Annotated in this window: 16 protein-coding genes; 2 read left to right on the top strand and 14 right to left on the bottom strand. The window is 35.7% G+C overall.

The annotated features are described in order from the left end of the window. Window positions 1–29: 29 nt before the first annotated feature. From IGL24_RS07600 to IGL24_RS07635, 8 genes are all read right to left on the bottom strand, one after another. On the bottom strand, window positions 30–272 hold the full coding sequence (locus tag IGL24_RS07600) for a GlsB/YeaQ/YmgE family stress response membrane protein (protein ID WP_010735387.1): 243 nt from the start codon (window positions 270–272) through the stop codon (window positions 30–32). A gap of 35 nt (window positions 273–307) precedes the next feature. After that, a complete protein-coding gene (locus IGL24_RS07605) occupies window positions 308–862 on the bottom strand; it encodes an Asp23/Gls24 family envelope stress response protein (RefSeq protein WP_206855201.1) in 555 nt (184 codons plus the stop codon). 12 nt (window positions 863–874) lie between these two features. Beyond that, the gene (locus tag IGL24_RS07610; RefSeq protein ID WP_065096371.1) at window positions 875–1063 is read right to left on the bottom strand and encodes a DUF2273 domain-containing protein; all 189 of its coding nucleotides are present in this window, start codon (window positions 1061–1063) and stop codon (window positions 875–877) included. A gap of 12 nt (window positions 1064–1075) precedes the next feature. Next, window positions 1076–1642, bottom strand: a complete 567-nt coding sequence (gene amaP, locus IGL24_RS07615; protein WP_206855199.1) for an alkaline shock response membrane anchor protein AmaP — start codon at window positions 1640–1642, stop codon at window positions 1076–1078. Between the two features lie 701 nt (window positions 1643–2343). After that, complete coding sequence (locus IGL24_RS07620; protein WP_206855197.1) at window positions 2344–2508, bottom strand: cyclic lactone autoinducer peptide; 165 nt, start codon at window positions 2506–2508, stop codon at window positions 2344–2346. Window positions 2509–2510: 2 nt separating this feature from the next. Next, on the bottom strand, window positions 2511–3077 hold the full coding sequence (locus IGL24_RS07625) for an accessory gene regulator B family protein (RefSeq protein WP_207700464.1): 567 nt from the start codon (window positions 3075–3077) through the stop codon (window positions 2511–2513). A 102-nt stretch (window positions 3078–3179) separates the two neighbouring features. Then, a complete protein-coding gene (locus IGL24_RS07630) occupies window positions 3180–3932 on the bottom strand; it encodes a LytR/AlgR family response regulator transcription factor (protein ID WP_206855193.1) in 753 nt (250 codons plus the stop codon). Window positions 3933–3934: 2 nt separating this feature from the next. Beyond that, complete coding sequence (locus IGL24_RS07635; protein ID WP_206855191.1) at window positions 3935–5218, bottom strand: GHKL domain-containing protein; 1284 nt, start codon at window positions 5216–5218, stop codon at window positions 3935–3937. A gap of 585 nt (window positions 5219–5803) precedes the next feature. Here IGL24_RS07635 and IGL24_RS07640 point away from each other — a divergent pair. Continuing rightward, window positions 5804–6277 carry a DUF2975 domain-containing protein gene (locus IGL24_RS07640; RefSeq protein ID WP_207700463.1) on the top strand — a complete coding sequence of 158 codons (474 nt, stop codon included), beginning with the start codon at window positions 5804–5806 and terminating at the stop codon, window positions 6275–6277. An 8-nt stretch (window positions 6278–6285) separates the two neighbouring features. Continuing rightward, window positions 6286–6501, top strand: a complete 216-nt coding sequence (locus IGL24_RS07645; protein ID WP_206855186.1) for a helix-turn-helix domain-containing protein — start codon at window positions 6286–6288, stop codon at window positions 6499–6501. A gap of 78 nt (window positions 6502–6579) precedes the next feature. Here the strand turns inward: IGL24_RS07645 and IGL24_RS07650 are convergent, their stop codons facing one another. The 6 genes from IGL24_RS07650 to amaP (IGL24_RS07675) all read right to left on the bottom strand — a co-directional run bounded on the left by IGL24_RS07650 (window position 6580) and on the right by amaP (IGL24_RS07675) (window position 15723). Further along, a complete protein-coding gene (locus IGL24_RS07650; RefSeq protein ID WP_429966309.1) occupies window positions 6580–8016 on the bottom strand; it encodes a helix-turn-helix domain-containing protein in 1437 nt (478 codons plus the stop codon). A gap of 149 nt (window positions 8017–8165) precedes the next feature. Next, complete coding sequence (locus IGL24_RS07655) at window positions 8166–13352, bottom strand: putative mucin/carbohydrate-binding domain-containing protein (protein WP_207700080.1); 5187 nt, start codon at window positions 13350–13352, stop codon at window positions 8166–8168. A gap of 498 nt (window positions 13353–13850) precedes the next feature. Continuing rightward, on the bottom strand, window positions 13851–14093 hold the full coding sequence (locus tag IGL24_RS07660; protein ID WP_153829806.1) for a GlsB/YeaQ/YmgE family stress response membrane protein: 243 nt from the start codon (window positions 14091–14093) through the stop codon (window positions 13851–13853). Between the two features lie 83 nt (window positions 14094–14176). After that, on the bottom strand, window positions 14177–14947 hold the full coding sequence (locus tag IGL24_RS07665) for an Asp23/Gls24 family envelope stress response protein (protein ID WP_207700079.1): 771 nt from the start codon (window positions 14945–14947) through the stop codon (window positions 14177–14179). 11 nt (window positions 14948–14958) lie between these two features. Continuing rightward, window positions 14959–15147, bottom strand: a complete 189-nt coding sequence (locus IGL24_RS07670; RefSeq protein ID WP_207116119.1) for a DUF2273 domain-containing protein — start codon at window positions 15145–15147, stop codon at window positions 14959–14961. Between the two features lie 12 nt (window positions 15148–15159). Beyond that, complete coding sequence (gene amaP / locus IGL24_RS07675; protein ID WP_207116118.1) at window positions 15160–15723, bottom strand: alkaline shock response membrane anchor protein AmaP; 564 nt, start codon at window positions 15721–15723, stop codon at window positions 15160–15162. Window positions 15724–15735: the final 12 nt, after the last annotated feature.

Below are 15735 nucleotides of genomic sequence, written 5' to 3' on the forward strand. Positions count from 1 at the left end.
TTAAAGATGTTACTCTGAACGCACTTAGCTTACAGCTTACGAGCAAAGAATGAAACGATCAATACTAAAATGATTGCTCCGATAAGTGATGGTACGATCGCCATACCACCGATCACTGGACCCCATGTACCTAATAGTGCTTGACCAATAGCTGATCCAACTAGACCTGCAATCACGTTTGCAATGATTCCCATTGAAGAACCTTTATTAGTAATTGCTCCTGCAATTGCTCCGATAATACCACCAACGATTAATGACCAAATAAATCCCATATTAATTACCTCCTAAAAATTCTAAAAAATTAAGTTTATTGTACGCGTGGTTCATTGTTTTCTTTTACTTTTTGCGCACCTTTACCAACAGCTGATTTTGCTTTATCTGTTTGTTTTGAAGCAAATTGACCAGTTGATTTTGCAGCATCTGTTACTTTATCTTGAACTGTTTCTTGATCTTTTTCGTATTCTGCTTGTGTTTTGATATCAACAACATTTACGTTTACTTCAATCACATCAAGATGAGTCATTTCGTTCACTTCTGTGCTGATCAATTCTTTGATTTGGTCATAGATATTTTCGATATCTTTACCGTATTCAACAACAACATCTAAATCAACTGCGACTTGTTTTTTACCTACTTCAGCGTTGATTCCTGCTGTTACGTTATCTGTATTCACAAGTTTTTCAGCGATATTTGAGAAGAATCCACCATCAAGAGTCAATAAACCATCGACATCTTTCAATGCATAACCAATGATTTTTTGAATCACTTTGTCTTCATAAGTCAATTCACCTTTAGCTGAAGTATCAGCAACCGGGTTTGTACCTGTAGTAGTGTTTACGTTTTTGAAATCTTTGTTTTCCATGATAAATTCCTCCTATGATTTAAAATATTCATCTAACAATCTTGTTTCTTTTAAGTAAAAACCAATCCCTACCCCAATGGCAGTCATGATCAGTATTAAAAGAGTTTTGAAAAATCCAACTGTCAACCATAAAACGGCTAACAGTAACCCAAGACCCCCAAAGATAATAGGGAGCTTATAGAGTGAAAAGAATTCTTTCATTTGTTTGCCCTCCTATTCTACACGTGAGTGCTGGTTGTCCTCTTGATCTTTTTCTTCTTGATAACTACTGTAATTGACAGCTACTTTGATCTCTTGTTCTGAACCAAGGACATTGGCAACTTGATCTCTGACTTCTTGCATCAACATTTCTGTTTTACCAATCAGAGAAGAAGTACGTTTTAAATCGCCTTTAACATGAATATTGATTTTCTGTTTTGTTGATCGTACTTTGACTTTAGGAGATTGAATGAACTCTTCTTCGTGTAAATACGAGCGAGTGAGTCCTTCAATTGCTTTTTTATCTAAGGTCAATTTCCCATCTTTGTGCTTTAATACGAAAGTTCCTTTCGATTTTGGATAGAAAAGAACGAATAATAAGATGAGAACGACAACAATTGCAAATACGACAGCAGCCCAGAAAATATATTGTTGCATATAATAATTCGTTATCGTAAAAAAGCGAAAACGTTCCAATTGTTCAGGTAAGACATATGGTGCATTAACTAGAGCGATGATCAAAAGTACTGAAAGTAACACTATGCTTACAATTACACCGATGATCTTTACCCCCTTATTCATTTTCCACCTCCTAATTATCTTATTTTTCTGTTTTAAACACCTGACCAACAAGAAATTCCCTTGAGGAAACTAGAAAGACAACCGAAATAAGAAAGCGCTACCAAAACGAACAGCCTCAAAATAACATCGATTCCTAATTCCCTACTAAATTCTTAAATAACAGAAACAATTATTATATAACTTCCATTGTTTCTTGCTGGCTATACTACAAGAATAGTATTCAAGATTAAAAATTGCAAAGATAATGCTCATTTATTATTACAAAACAAAAAGGATAAATGACAAAACAGATCTGACAGTTAAAAAGATTGTCTATTCTACTGATTCTATTAATCTTTTGATAGAAAGGATGATACCCTTTTCAAAAAGCATGGAAATATTTTATAATAAGAGAAGGAAATGTTAGAGTAAAAGTGATCCAAACCAAAGAAACTTTTACTCTTAGAAAGAGGTGTCAGCATGTTAAAGAAATCCCTTTATGCATTTATAATAACGATTATATATCTGATTGTTTCCAATGCTGGAAATCTATTTTTTGGAGTGTCGAAAGAATTTAGTTGGACGACTACGTTATGGGAATCCCTATTTTTCTTTTTATTTATACTTCTGCTACAAAATTATCGAAAAAAATAAATGGACAATTGCTTCTTTCGTAAAAATAAAAAAGCGATTTAGAAAAAATCTAAATCGCTTTTTTGTTTTTATTTATTCATTTCATTTTTTAAAGCTTCAGGCATTTTTGGCTCATAGATAACGAATGTACAATCTGCTCCGATCGTTCCCATTGCGTATGTTGCGATAGCAATCGCCATAGTTGAGATGACGTGCATCATTTGTAATTTTTTTGTTTTTAGATTTGTTAACATATTTAATCTACCCCTTTATTTTTTATAAACATCAACAATGTAGCAATCGCTAAACCTAATAAGAGATATGTACGGATACTGTCACTAGGCAAAAGCAAACCGATCGTTGTGATGAACATAATAATAAGAACTGTTTTTTTCAATTGGAATGGTCCGTTTGTTTTGTTGATCGTTCGCTCTTTCACGAATACTCCCAGACCAACTAATAGAATACCGAGACTAAACAAAGGACGGGTCAGTTCAAACCCAATGGAAGCGGTGATCCATGGCAACACAACCAAGAAAAGCACACTAAGTATCGTACAAACTGCACTATTACTTGCATGAACCCCTTTTGTTGTAAAGCGAACTGAGATGAAAACAAGGTGTGTGATGAATACTGCGCCCACGATGTGTAGTAGAAATGCAATCGCATACATCACCATCATTTTGAATAGATCCACAAATAGAATCGATAACCCATACTCCACCTTTGCTTGTTCAATCGGTGAAAGACCTAATTGTGCAGCAAAATGTCCGCTTATTTTCTTCGATAATTTTTCCTCTATAGAAATATACTCTTCAGTCATTTCTCACGCTCCTTCGCAGTTTATTATACCTATTTTATAATTTGATGGATTATTTTTTCAAAAGTGTAAAGAATCTTAGCAAAAGTGCAAAAAACCATGCGCTTATGCACTCGTAGAAAGATCATTTTCGAATCGTGTGACTAGTTTTTTTAAATATCTGGTGGAAACTAAGCATTCTTCCCCATTGGTCATGATCACTTTGCGTTCTTTTTTATTGATTTCTGATATATTAGCTAAATTGACGACAAAAGATTGATGACACCGACATAAAGAATCACTTAGTTTTTCGATTTCTTTGATTTTCCCAGCATATTCGATCATCCGATTGTCTAAATGAACGATCAATTTATGCGGAGTCGGGCTTGAGCTAAAGAATAGGATCTCATCTACGTAAAGTTTGACATCGACTGCGCCACTTTTCAGCCAAATTTGTTCTCTTGTAGACAATGCAGTATTCATATATCGTTCAATCGCAATATCAATACAGCTGATGATTTTCTGTTGCAATTGTTCTTCGTTATCTTTGATTATATAATCTAATGCCTCTACCTTATAAAGAAAAGTAAGATAAACAAAATCCGTATATGTTGTGACAAAAATGATTTTAGCTGTTGGATCATATTGACGTATTTGTTTACCAAGTTCCACACCATTGATATCTGAATTTAGATCGATATCTAAAAAATAGATACCTTCTGTTTTATTCTTCGATAGATAGGACAAAATATCATATGGATTTTCTGTCGCTAATTGAAATTCAACATCATAATCCATCATCATGACGTAATTTTTAACAATGCTGGCGATTCGATTACGATGGATCTCTTGATCATCACAAATAAAAATTTTTAACATAATTATCCCTCTACTCCACATATAGTTATGATTTGTATAAATTTATCCGATTGGATTTTCGTATCTAAAAAGACATTGGTATTCAATTTGACTAAATCATCTAAATTGGCTAACCCGATACCAGAATTCCCTGGTTTTGTCGTAAAATTTGGTTTTTTTAAATCATGTAGTTTAGGTAAGTTACTTTTACATTTATTGATCAACATGAAAGTACAATCTTTGTGATCAGCTACGATCGCTATTTCGATCTCCGGCTGTTCGATCTCTCTCGAAGCTTCAATGGCATTATCCAAAATGATTCCCAACATTCTTACTAGGACCATCGTGGGCATTTCGATCTTCTCCACCACTTTTGGTACAGATATGTTTACGTGGATTCCTTCTTGGTGAGCCATGTACAACTTACTCAAAATGACACTTTTGATTTCTCTTATTTTTATATTTGAAATCGAAGACATCTTGAAAATTTCTTGATCAAAAATCGTTCCAGTAGCTTTGATACTATTTCGAAAATAATCTTTTAGACCTGACAAATCTTCTGATTCAATATATTCTTCCAAAGAAATCAGAATATTTTTGTAGTCATGTTTGAATTTCAGGATCTCTAGATAATTTTTTTCTGCTTGCTCACTATATTCGATCAAATAATTCATTTGTCGTTTTTGTTCTTTATTTTCATATTCCGTCCTTTTTATGAAAATGAAAGAAAAACAAAGGACCGTTGATAACAGGCCATAGAGGATCACAAATAGCTCATGCGCATCCATCAAGTAGGCTCGTAAATTAGAAAACCTTTCCATGACTAACAGGCTAAAATAGACCAAGATCGTTGCTGTAGCAATGACCCCACTGATTTTTATCGTTAATAAATCCTTGTAGCATTTTTCTAATAACCAAGTTTTGAATATATAGGCAAAGAGGAAAAAAAGACTAGTTCCTAAAATGACGGTTAATCTTATACTTAGATCTAAGTGTAGAATAGAATAGCTGAAATTGATGAGATAATCAGAAAAAATATATAAGCAGAAAGTGACAGAAGGGATAAATAAGGCTGTATAAATATTTCTCCTAAAATAAAAAGTGATCATACAAAGCCCTATCCATAGAACAATCGTAGCAAAAACATTGATCACAAAATAAAGTGCCATATAGCAAACTATTCCAATGATCGACATAATGACATAATACCAACTTTTCAAATACGTATCCAAAAAGCTAGTAACAAAAAAGATACAAGCCGTTTGAACGATGACAATCAACAAGCTTTCCAGCGTGTTCAAATTCACAAAATGTCCCCCTATTTTGAGTAAATCCTCTTGTGTACAATGACAAATAAACAGTAAAGTATTGCTTTACGTGAAAAACTTTTTATTGGATGAAGCGTAACGAAATTATTTTATGTATTTTTAACCAAAAATTTTCCACCTTATCACCAAAAAAGATTGTAGCATATTTCACTAGTTATTTGGATTATATGTTGATTAATATACTGAGTAGAACTTATCATTTTTTCGGTATAGCCAATGTTTTTTTATGAAAGTTACCATTTCGTTTACATTTGTAACTATGTATGTTATAATTATTTTTATTACGAATCATATGTTATGCGACATCTTAATTTGTTTTTATGAAATTTAATCCCACTGGCGTAACTAAAGGGTTACAAGGATGTATTAGTGGTTAGGGAATACATTGTTTAAATGAGAAAGAGTTAATATAGAGTAATCGCCTCTCAAGTAAGAGGTTTTAAGTAACACCAATGCTTCGTTAGATTGCCTTTTCTTCGGAAAAGGCAATCGTTCAGTTCCATATTTATCGATAAACGATAAAAAATATTTGTTTTTCAATATATCCACATAGGAGGAAATCATATGAAAAGTCATTCACTATTTTTAAAAACAACTACTATTGGCGTATGTGCTGTATTCGTTCTATTCGGCCTTTTGTTTGCTACACAACTGTTAACAAGTGAAACAACTAAACCATTCGATTGGCAAACCGCTCTCTTCATCGCAGTCATCTACATTACGCTATTTTCCGGTATCCTAATCGGTGGCATTATTTTCAAATTATTGACCAACATCTCTACTGACCAAACATTTTCTGATGGTTCTCACCACTTAGTTAGTTATATCCGGAAAGTGATGATTTTCTTATCTATCAGTTCTTTTGGCATTTTACCAAAATTTTATCTATTAGCTGATGCAGATGATGCACCCGGATTGATGCTTTTAGGCTTAGCACTTGTCTTCTTACCATTTGCTGGTCTTGTCTTGATGAATGTCTTGCTCAAAATATTAGAAGAAGCGATTCGTCTTAAGAAAAATGACGAATTGACTGTGTGAGGTGCGAGATGGCGATCATTGTAAATCTAGATGTGATGTTAGCAAAACGAAAAATGTCAGTGACTGAACTAAGTGATAAAGTTGGGATAACTATGGCGAATCTTTCCATTTTAAAAACCGGAAAAGCAAAAGCGATCCGCTTTACCACATTAGATAAAATCTGCGAAGTATTAAATTGTCAGCCCGGTGATCTTCTTAGTTTTGAGAAAGATATAGAAAACTGAATGTTTTTACATGATAAAGACGACAAGGCATAGAATGTTGAACATTTTATGCCTTGTCGTCTTTATCAGTTTTCTTATTTATGCGAGCAACTCTTGATAAAAGTGGATCAGATTATTGATTTCTCTAGCTTTTGGGAAAACGGATATACCAAATACAGGGATATTATAGTTTTTATCTATTGAAATGTTTGAAATAATGCAATCATAATTCTCATAGTTGATCAGCGCTTGAGAGATTGTCTTGTTTTTTCTGAGAATAAATTCAAAGCGATTACCTAGTTGATGCTCTAAATTACTAAGTAAATAGTCATCATATTTTAGCGTAGCATTAGTTACCACTAATGCGCGAACCTGTTTATTTTCTTCGAACATTTTTAACAAAACTGGCCAGTATAATAATATTTCCGTGAATACCATTGTAGTAAATCCTTCGAAATCATGTAGTAAAATCGAATGATTATGCATGACATGTTTCATCTTATTCCAAAACCTAAGCTGGATTTCTTTCATTTCTGAGTGATTATTTTTAAAAAAAAGCGAATTTTTTTTATAATAAACAGTAAATGGAACTGTATTTTGTTGTAATAAAATGCTCACTTTCCGGAAAATTCTTTGCTTATCTTCACAAATGATTCCGTACTTTTCTTCTACCTCTTTTATAAAATTGTTCAATGCAAGAATAATTGGATTTTTCATACTTGCAGACTCAATATCGAATAACTGATGGACAAATGGCTTGTCAAATATGTAAGTTGCTAACTGTTCATTGATCAAGTCGTTCGTTTTCGGCAGGCGCAAACGCTTCACAGATAGTTGTTCATACCTAAATTTCTTTTGTTTTTTACTTATCGAACTTATGCTTTCCTCATTTTGAAGTAACAAAATACGGCTAGCGACCCAAAAATAAAATAGTTTTTCCTCTTGCGGTTCTAAATGAGTGAATTGTGGTTCCAGCCCATTTTCTTCAATAAATGCTTGAATGAGTTGAAGAATAAGTGAACGAAAATTTTCAGGAAATGCGTCCTCGAAATAATGATATTTCTCCATTAAAAACTGGACCGTCATTTCAGTGATGATTTGGTCGTTTCCAGTAAGCTTGATCAACGCTTGTACTTTCATCCCATATCTATGCAACATCGGGTTGATTTTATCGACAATTCGTCGCAAAGTACTTTCAGAAATAAATAAATAGTCGGCTAACTCCAGATAATTTTTGAACTTATGTAATAAAATCGCTTCTAAATAGCGATACTCCATGGATTCTTGCTTGATCACATGATAAATATAATCTTCTGTTACATGAGGTAAGATCGTTGCCTTTACTCCCTCTCCTCGGGTCATTTTGATCTTGATATCACTAGCGTAAGAATGAATATCAAGTAAGTCGTTGCGCAAAGTTTTTGCTGAACAGCCAAGTAAATTTTCTAAATCATTAAAACGATAGCAATCGCCTTCAAATAAGTATTCCAGTAATCTTAATTGTCTTTTTAACTTTTTCGACAAAATCTTCAACATTTTTTATTCACCTCACAAACAAATGCAAAAAACACTCAAATTCGGGTCTCCCCTCCTTTGAGTGTTTCCCTTATTCTATTTTAGTGGTCTTTGTTCTTCTCTAAAAACTATTTTTTCTGTTACTTATAAAAAGTGGATAAGAACTCACTTTATTTTTTCGATTCTTCCTCTACTTCTTCAATCGATCGTTTCTTCCAGAAGAAGATACCGCCGACTAGAGCAAGTAGCATGGTTCCTAATACAGAAAGGAGTGTGTTTCTAGTCGCATTGGTTTGTGGCAAGTTGCCCATATCTTCTCCAAGAGCGCCCTCTTCATTCAGTTCATTTTCACCACTATTTTCTCCAGGGTTTTCACCGGAATTTTCGTCACCAGTACCAGGTGTATCTTCTTGGCCTTGTTCGACAACTGAGTATCTTCCTTCCGTACTGGTTGTAAATCCACCATGCGCTTGATCCACTTGAACATCTAAAGCGACTACATTATTACTTCCAAGTTGAGAAGTATCGATCTGTGAATCTTCTTGTAATTGAACGGTGAAAGAATTATTGGAGATCTCACGGCCATTCACTCGGACTGTATCGATCAATGATTTCGGATCAACTCTTTCTGTGCCAATTGCAATCGCTGCTTCTCGTGTTCGGACATCTAATTCACCTGTCGGTTCAAAGCCATACTCAGTCACATTATAAACGGCAAATTGTCCGCCATAAGTAAAGTTTCTTTCCTGTTCTTCGTGCATCAAGATATTGTTGTTTGCATCTTGATGATACACTTTCACCACATCGCCCTCTACTACTGGGAAGGCATTGCCACTATTAAAACGTGAGATTGCCTGTTGGATCGTTTGTGTTCCTCGAACATCGTATTGGTATTTCGCACGACCATCTTGACCAATGATCTCGATGCCATAGTAGACATTATTATCATCTACTTGTGTCACACGATTATTTAAAATCGTACGATCTGAACCTTGGATCGACTGGATTTCGATTTGACGGCCACTTTTCACTAAGCCGAATGAACCAACTGTTTCATTTTGGCGATTCTTCAGATGGATTGTGCTTCCCCATTTCACTTCATAAGGCACTTCGATATCAGTTGCTGTGACACCATCTGCGGTCGATACTCGAACTGTCACCGATTTATGCCCAGCAGTTTGTGTATCAAATTCATCGATTTGTTCTACATTGTATAACGAACTAGACAACTGGTGTCCGTTGAAACGAACTTCATTGATCAGTTTTGTCGCATCCAATTCACTAGCATCCTCACCTAAAACAAGACTTTGATTTTGTTTTTCCGCATGGATCATCGTGATTGGCTCAAATTCACCATTTTGGATACGGTAATGTGCATAATTAGACCCGGCCGTAAAGTTTCTGACTAAGTTATCTCGCATCAGTAAGTTACGATTTTCCGTTTCTGCATGATACACTTTGAAGATATCTCCTTCGTTCACTTCTAATGGTTGCCCATTGTTGAAGCCTTGGATTGCTTGCCTAATTGTCATATGTCCTGTTACTTCATAGCTGTATTTGACATTATTAGGGAACAAGTGGCTTTCAGGTTGTTCAGGATCAGCTAAAATCTCGATTCGATAATACGTATCTCGTCCAAAAACATTATTGACCGCATTATTCAAAATCGTGCCTTGTTCCCCTTGAGTCGCATGGATTTTTGATACGCCATCTTGTTCTACGATACTAAAAGCACCAACTGTCGCATTTTCAAGACCTTTCAACAAGAATGTACTTCCCCATTTCACTTCGTAAGGAATCTCTAATTCCACAGAAGCTAATCCATCTTTCATTTCCATTCTCAAACGAACTTCTCTTTCACCGACCGTCGAAGTATCGAAATCAGATAAACGTTCGATCGTATACGTATCTTCAGCGACAGATTCACCGTTGATCGTGACTCTATCTAGTAACTCTTCCAACTCAAAGTTAGTGGTATCTTGTGCTAAAACTAGCTCTTTATTAGCTGTATAAGCATCCATCACTGCCATTGGCTCAAAACCGTATGCAGTCACTTCATAGTAAGCATAAGATGAATTATGTGTGAAGTCTTGTTCTTCTTCATTAACCATCAGCACTGAACTTCCTTCTGAACGTTGCGGATGATAGATTTTGATCACGTCACCAAATTGAACGGTTACCGCACGATTCGTTCCAAAATTATCCAAGACTTGTTGTAGCGTTGCTCGGCCTGGCATTTCTTGTGAATAGACTGTTCGATCGCCACGAATGATTTCCATTGAATAGTACAAGGAAGAGTTAGGACTTAGTTGCTCATTTAATGGCGAATCGATCCCAGGGAACATGGTTAACTGACGTACCGAATTATTACTACCTGGTCTTAAAGAAAATGCGCCTGCTGCTCCGCCATTCGCCGAACGCATAACGATTGTATTCCCCCATTTGACTTCATAAGGAACGGTGATTTCCTTAGAAACTAAACCATCTGTCGTTTCAAACTGAATGCGCAAGTCTTTCTTGCCCGCAGTTGACGTATCAAATTCTTCTAATTGTGTCACTCTATATAGATTTGGTGCTAATTCGATACCATTGACCGTGATATGATCGATCAGATTTGCTCCATTGATTCCTGCCGTGCTATCCCCTAAAGTAAACTCTTGCGGTGATGAATCTGCAGCTACGGAAATAATCGGTTCTAACCCATTATCTGTGATTTCGTAATAGGCGTAGTTTGAACCGATCGTGTAATCACGAACCAATTCATCTTGCATTAGAAGGTTACGTCCTTGTGAGGGACCACGTGGATCTGCATGATATACTTTGATCACGTTACCTTTTTCAACTGGAAGAGGCTGTCCATTATTAAAACCGTTGATGGCATCCCTGATCGTAGAATTACCCGCTACTTCGTATGTATAATTCGTACTAGATCCGCCCATAACTTCGATCGAATAATACGTATCTCGACCGAAATGGTTGTTGACTGGGTTGGCGAGATTCGTGCCGCTTACTCCTTGTGAAGCATGGAGTGCAAATTGACCGTTTTCTTTATGCAAACTAAATGCCCCGACTGTGGCTTCATTTAATCCTCTTAAGACAAAGGTATCTCCCCACTTCACATCATACTCTACTTCGATTTCATTTGAGGCAAGTCCATCTTTCATGTTGATTCTTAAACGCATCTTACGTGTACCGATCGTACTTGTGTCAAAGTCGATCAATGATTCTACTGTATATTGACTACTATCGATTCTACGTCCATTAATCGTCACATTATCAAGTAATGAGCCTGGATCAATGGTTGAAGTATTCTCTCCCAAAACAAAGCTTTTTTGTGAAGCTTCTGCCTCCATGACTGGTACTGGTTTGAATCCAGAAGAAGTGACTTCGTAATACGCATATTCTGTACCATAGGTAAAATCATGCTCTTGCTCAGCCATCATCAATACTGAACTATTTGCTGTTCGACCAGGATGATGGATTCTAATCACATCACCAAATTGTACATTAAAAATATTCTCAGTATTTCCAAACTGATTGATTACTTGTTGCAAGGTTGACCTGTTCAAGACATCTTGACTATAGATCACATTATTATTTCGTGAAATTTCAATTGAGTAATATCTTGAAAAAGGAGAAGTCTGTACTCCTACTGGTGCATCCATATCCGTTGCCAAACCACTACTGATCCTTAAGGGGATATTATTGGAATTTGAGTTGCTCAATAATAATGAAAATGCACCAGCTGATTGTCCTGTTGCTGACTTCATCAATATAGTATCTTCCCAACGCACATTAACTGTTCCTTCAACCGTACCTCTTGTAGTTGCATTAACATCGGGACGTCTTCCTTCAATCGTCAATCTGAATTCTTGTTCACCTGCTATACTGAAATTCGGTAAGACTGAATCTCCCATTATTAGTTGTAAACTATTTCTTTCCACAGGCATATCTCTAAAAGTAATATCCTTAATCAGATCTCTAAATGAATTGGCTGTAAATTGGATGTTAGTAGTGCCGAGTCTTTGCTCTTCAATTGGATGTAATTCTATTTGTAATCCTTCATCTTGCTGAATCGAAACATTTACACTCTCAGTAGTTTCTCTACCATCTGGCATTCTTACTCTAGCATTCCAAACAAAATTACCAATATTTTCTGTACTTATATTATTCACCCAGGTTAAAGTTCCTCCAAATGGAGTATCAAATAATTCTTGTACCGTTGGATTGCGATCATTCTGCCTAAAAGTCACATTTTTATTTTTAGCTACAATTATTGGTTGGACATCAACCTCAAATGATACATTTACGGGTGGTCGTCCTGTCTCATCAGACATTCGAAGTTCAACATTTTGCTTACCCAGCTGTTGTGTATTAATTCGCCTTACCCATTCATATGAGATATTTCCACGAGTATTATTCGTAGTAACAAACATCTCTGGATTTACATTTTGCAGATGTTGCAACACAAAATGTGAGTCTTTGGCCCTCATTGTCATAGGACCAATCATTGACTCAGCGCTTTCTCTAGCAAAGAAATTAAAAGTGAATGTTGGGGCGATTGCTTCCGTATTTTGAGTATGGCCTCCCCATCTTAATTCATTATATGAAAATGGAAATCTCTCTACATCAAAAATCTCTGTTTGAAGCGGAGCAACTTTTAGACGTGTGAATATAACATCGAGTTCCCCATTGTTACCAGATTGCGCTGCCAAAGGAGTTGGAGCCATTCTCATCTGCCAATTACCACTTCTCGAATTAGAAAGTATAAAAAATATTCTTTGGGGCACAGCATCAGAATTAAACCTTAGGGGACTACCATTAGTAAAAACACTTGGATTAGTATGGAATTCAGGGATGAGGTGATTAATGGAGGGATAAAACATACGAGAAATATTTCTTACAACAATTGTATCTCCAACATTCATATTTTCGAGGTTAACCACCTTATCATGTATTCCATTTGTTATTTCCCTAATCAGAAAATCTGCAAACCAACCAGCTTCTTGCGTCCTTAGAAAAGGTATATTATCTGGAACTGCTATTGCGTTTCTTGGATTTAACATTCTTTGAATCATTTGTTCATACTCTTTTTTTTCGGAGTCTGTCATAACTTTTCTTTCCGAACTGTCATTTTTCTTTTTTTCTTCTTCCTCTTTTTTATCTCCTGCTTTTTCATTTTCTTTCTTTTCTTCTGAATCACTAGTTTTTGTCTCTCTAGTTGTCCTTGCCTGCCTACTTTGAATCGGGCCTAGTGCATTGAAGGCGGTCACTGCCTGTACAACTGTGCCATTGAGATTTCCTAAGGTCAAACCCAGGATCAAGGCGCTGTTCAACAGTTTTCTTCTTGTTCTCAAATCATTTCCTCCTCTTTATCAATCAACAAGAGAAAAAACGTTTATTCTTGAATCATTTTTTTGTCATTTTTTCTCTCCATATGATAATCGTTACTCTTTTACTTAAAGGATGTTCGCAGTATCATGAATGATCCTTGTATAAAACGTTATGTATTTTCCGTTTCTTAATCGTCTTTTTACTATTCACTCCTTTTTTAAATCATTTAGAAAAGCAATGAAAAGCTTTACTGATTCAAGTTTATCGGTCATAGAAAAGACTTAAAACGTCAATTTTTCCCAATCAACTTGGAGAAATTGACAGAAAAAAATCTGTAAGAAAATGAATTATATTCATCAAACTTAACAAAAGGCGAGATAACAGCAAAAACAAAGGATCTTCTCAACATTGAACGTGTCAATTTGAGAAGATCCCTTGTTTAAATTACTTAAGTTTAGACGTCACCGATTATTTCAAAGTAGAAGAATTTTTGTATTTATTACAAATTTTCCTTCCTATTATTACAATTTACGAGCAAAGAACGACACGATCAATACTAAAATGATCGCTCCGATCAATGAAGGTACGATTGCCATACCACCAATAACTGGTCCCCAAGTTCCTAATAACGCTTGTCCGATTGCTGAACCAACAAGTCCTGCAATGACGTTTGCGATGATGCCCATTGAAGAGCCTTTATTTGTGATTGCTCCTGCAATTGCTCCGATAACTCCACCAACGATTAATGACCAAATAAATCCCATCTGTATTTCCTCCTATAGTGTCTAGCCGATTTTCTAATGCGACAAGTAGTTTTATTTTAAAAGTTTAGACTCACCAAGTTTTCTTATTGTACTCTTGGCTCGTTGTCTTCTTTTACTTTTTTTGTTTCTTTGTTTACTGCATGTTTTGCTTTATCTGTTTGTTCTGAAGCAAACTCTCCAGTTGCTTTTGCAGCATCAGTCACTTTGTCTTGCACAGTCACTTGATCTTGTTCAAATTCTTCTTTTGATTTGATGTCTGTGACATTGACGTTTACTTCAATGACATCTAAATGTGTCATATTTGCTACTTCTTCACTGATGATCTCTTTCATTTGTTTAAAAATATCTTCAATGTCTTTGCCATATTCAACGACGATCGACATATCAACAGCCACTTGTTTTTTCCCTACTTCTGTTTCGATTCCTGCTGTTTCATTGTCCGTATTGACTAACTTGCCAGCTACATTAGAGAAAAATCCTCCGTCAACTGTTAATAGTCCGTCAATACGCTCTAATGCGATCGCAATAATTTTTTGAATGACTTTATCATCATAAGTTACTTCACCGTTCATTGTTTCTTCACTGCCCTTCACTTCATTTGCCTGTTTATTTCCTTCGTTCGGTGTTACGTGTCCATCATGAGGTTTTGGGTCATGATGTGGATGATCATGATGTTCTTTTTGATCATGAGCAACCTTTTCTTCTGCATGTGGTACGACTGGATCTGGATGTGCAGATACTGGCGCTGTTTTATTTTTTTCGTCTTTGATTCCTTGCGCTTGGTTTGGTGTTGTTGGATCTGGATGCGCAGATTTTGGTGTATTTCCGTTAGTATTTGTATGATTGTTTTCCATGGTAATGCCTCCTAGGATTTAAAGTAATGTTCTAAAATTCCGGTTCTTTGCAAATACATACCGATGGCTACGCCAATCGCAGCCATGATCACGATCAGCAATGTTTTGAAAAAACCGACAGCTATCAGTAAAATAGCTAGTATCAATCCAAGCACGCCACAAATAATTGGGAGCTTGTATGTCGAAAAGATCTCGTTCATTTTCTCTCCCCCTTACTGTACTCGTGATTGTTCGACTCTTTTTGATTGTGGTGAGTCAAAGCCTGTATAATTGACCAATACGTTCACTGGTTCGTCTGTACCGATGATTTGTTTTACTTCACGCTCAATGTCTGACATTAATGTTCCTGTTTTACCGATTAATGATGACGTGCGTTTTAATTCACCTTTTACTTTTACATCGATTTTATTTTTAGTCGCTTTGATCGTTACTTTCGGGGAAGAAACAAAATCTTCTTTCGTCAAACGTGAACGAACCATTCCTTCAATCGCCTTTTTGTCTAAAGTCAATTCACCGTCACCTTTTTTAAGTAAAAATGAACGGTATGTTTTGGGATAGAACAGTAAGACTAGAATGAGTATCAGTGTCAATACAGCAAAAGCCGCAGTGACCCAAAATACATATTGCTGAACATAAAAATTAGTTAATGACAAAAAGCGGAATTCTTCCAAATTAAACGGCAATGGATATACTGCAGTCAGCAACATAGCAAATACTAATACCGATAGTAAAATGATCAATAAGATTGCCCCTAGCGTTTTCGCTCCTTTGTTCATTGTTTCGCCCTC

It is taken from the genome of Enterococcus sp. DIV2371 (genome assembly GCF_050498525.1).
Classification (GTDB): Bacteria; Bacillota; Bacilli; order Lactobacillales; family Enterococcaceae; genus Enterococcus_B; species Enterococcus_B mangumiae.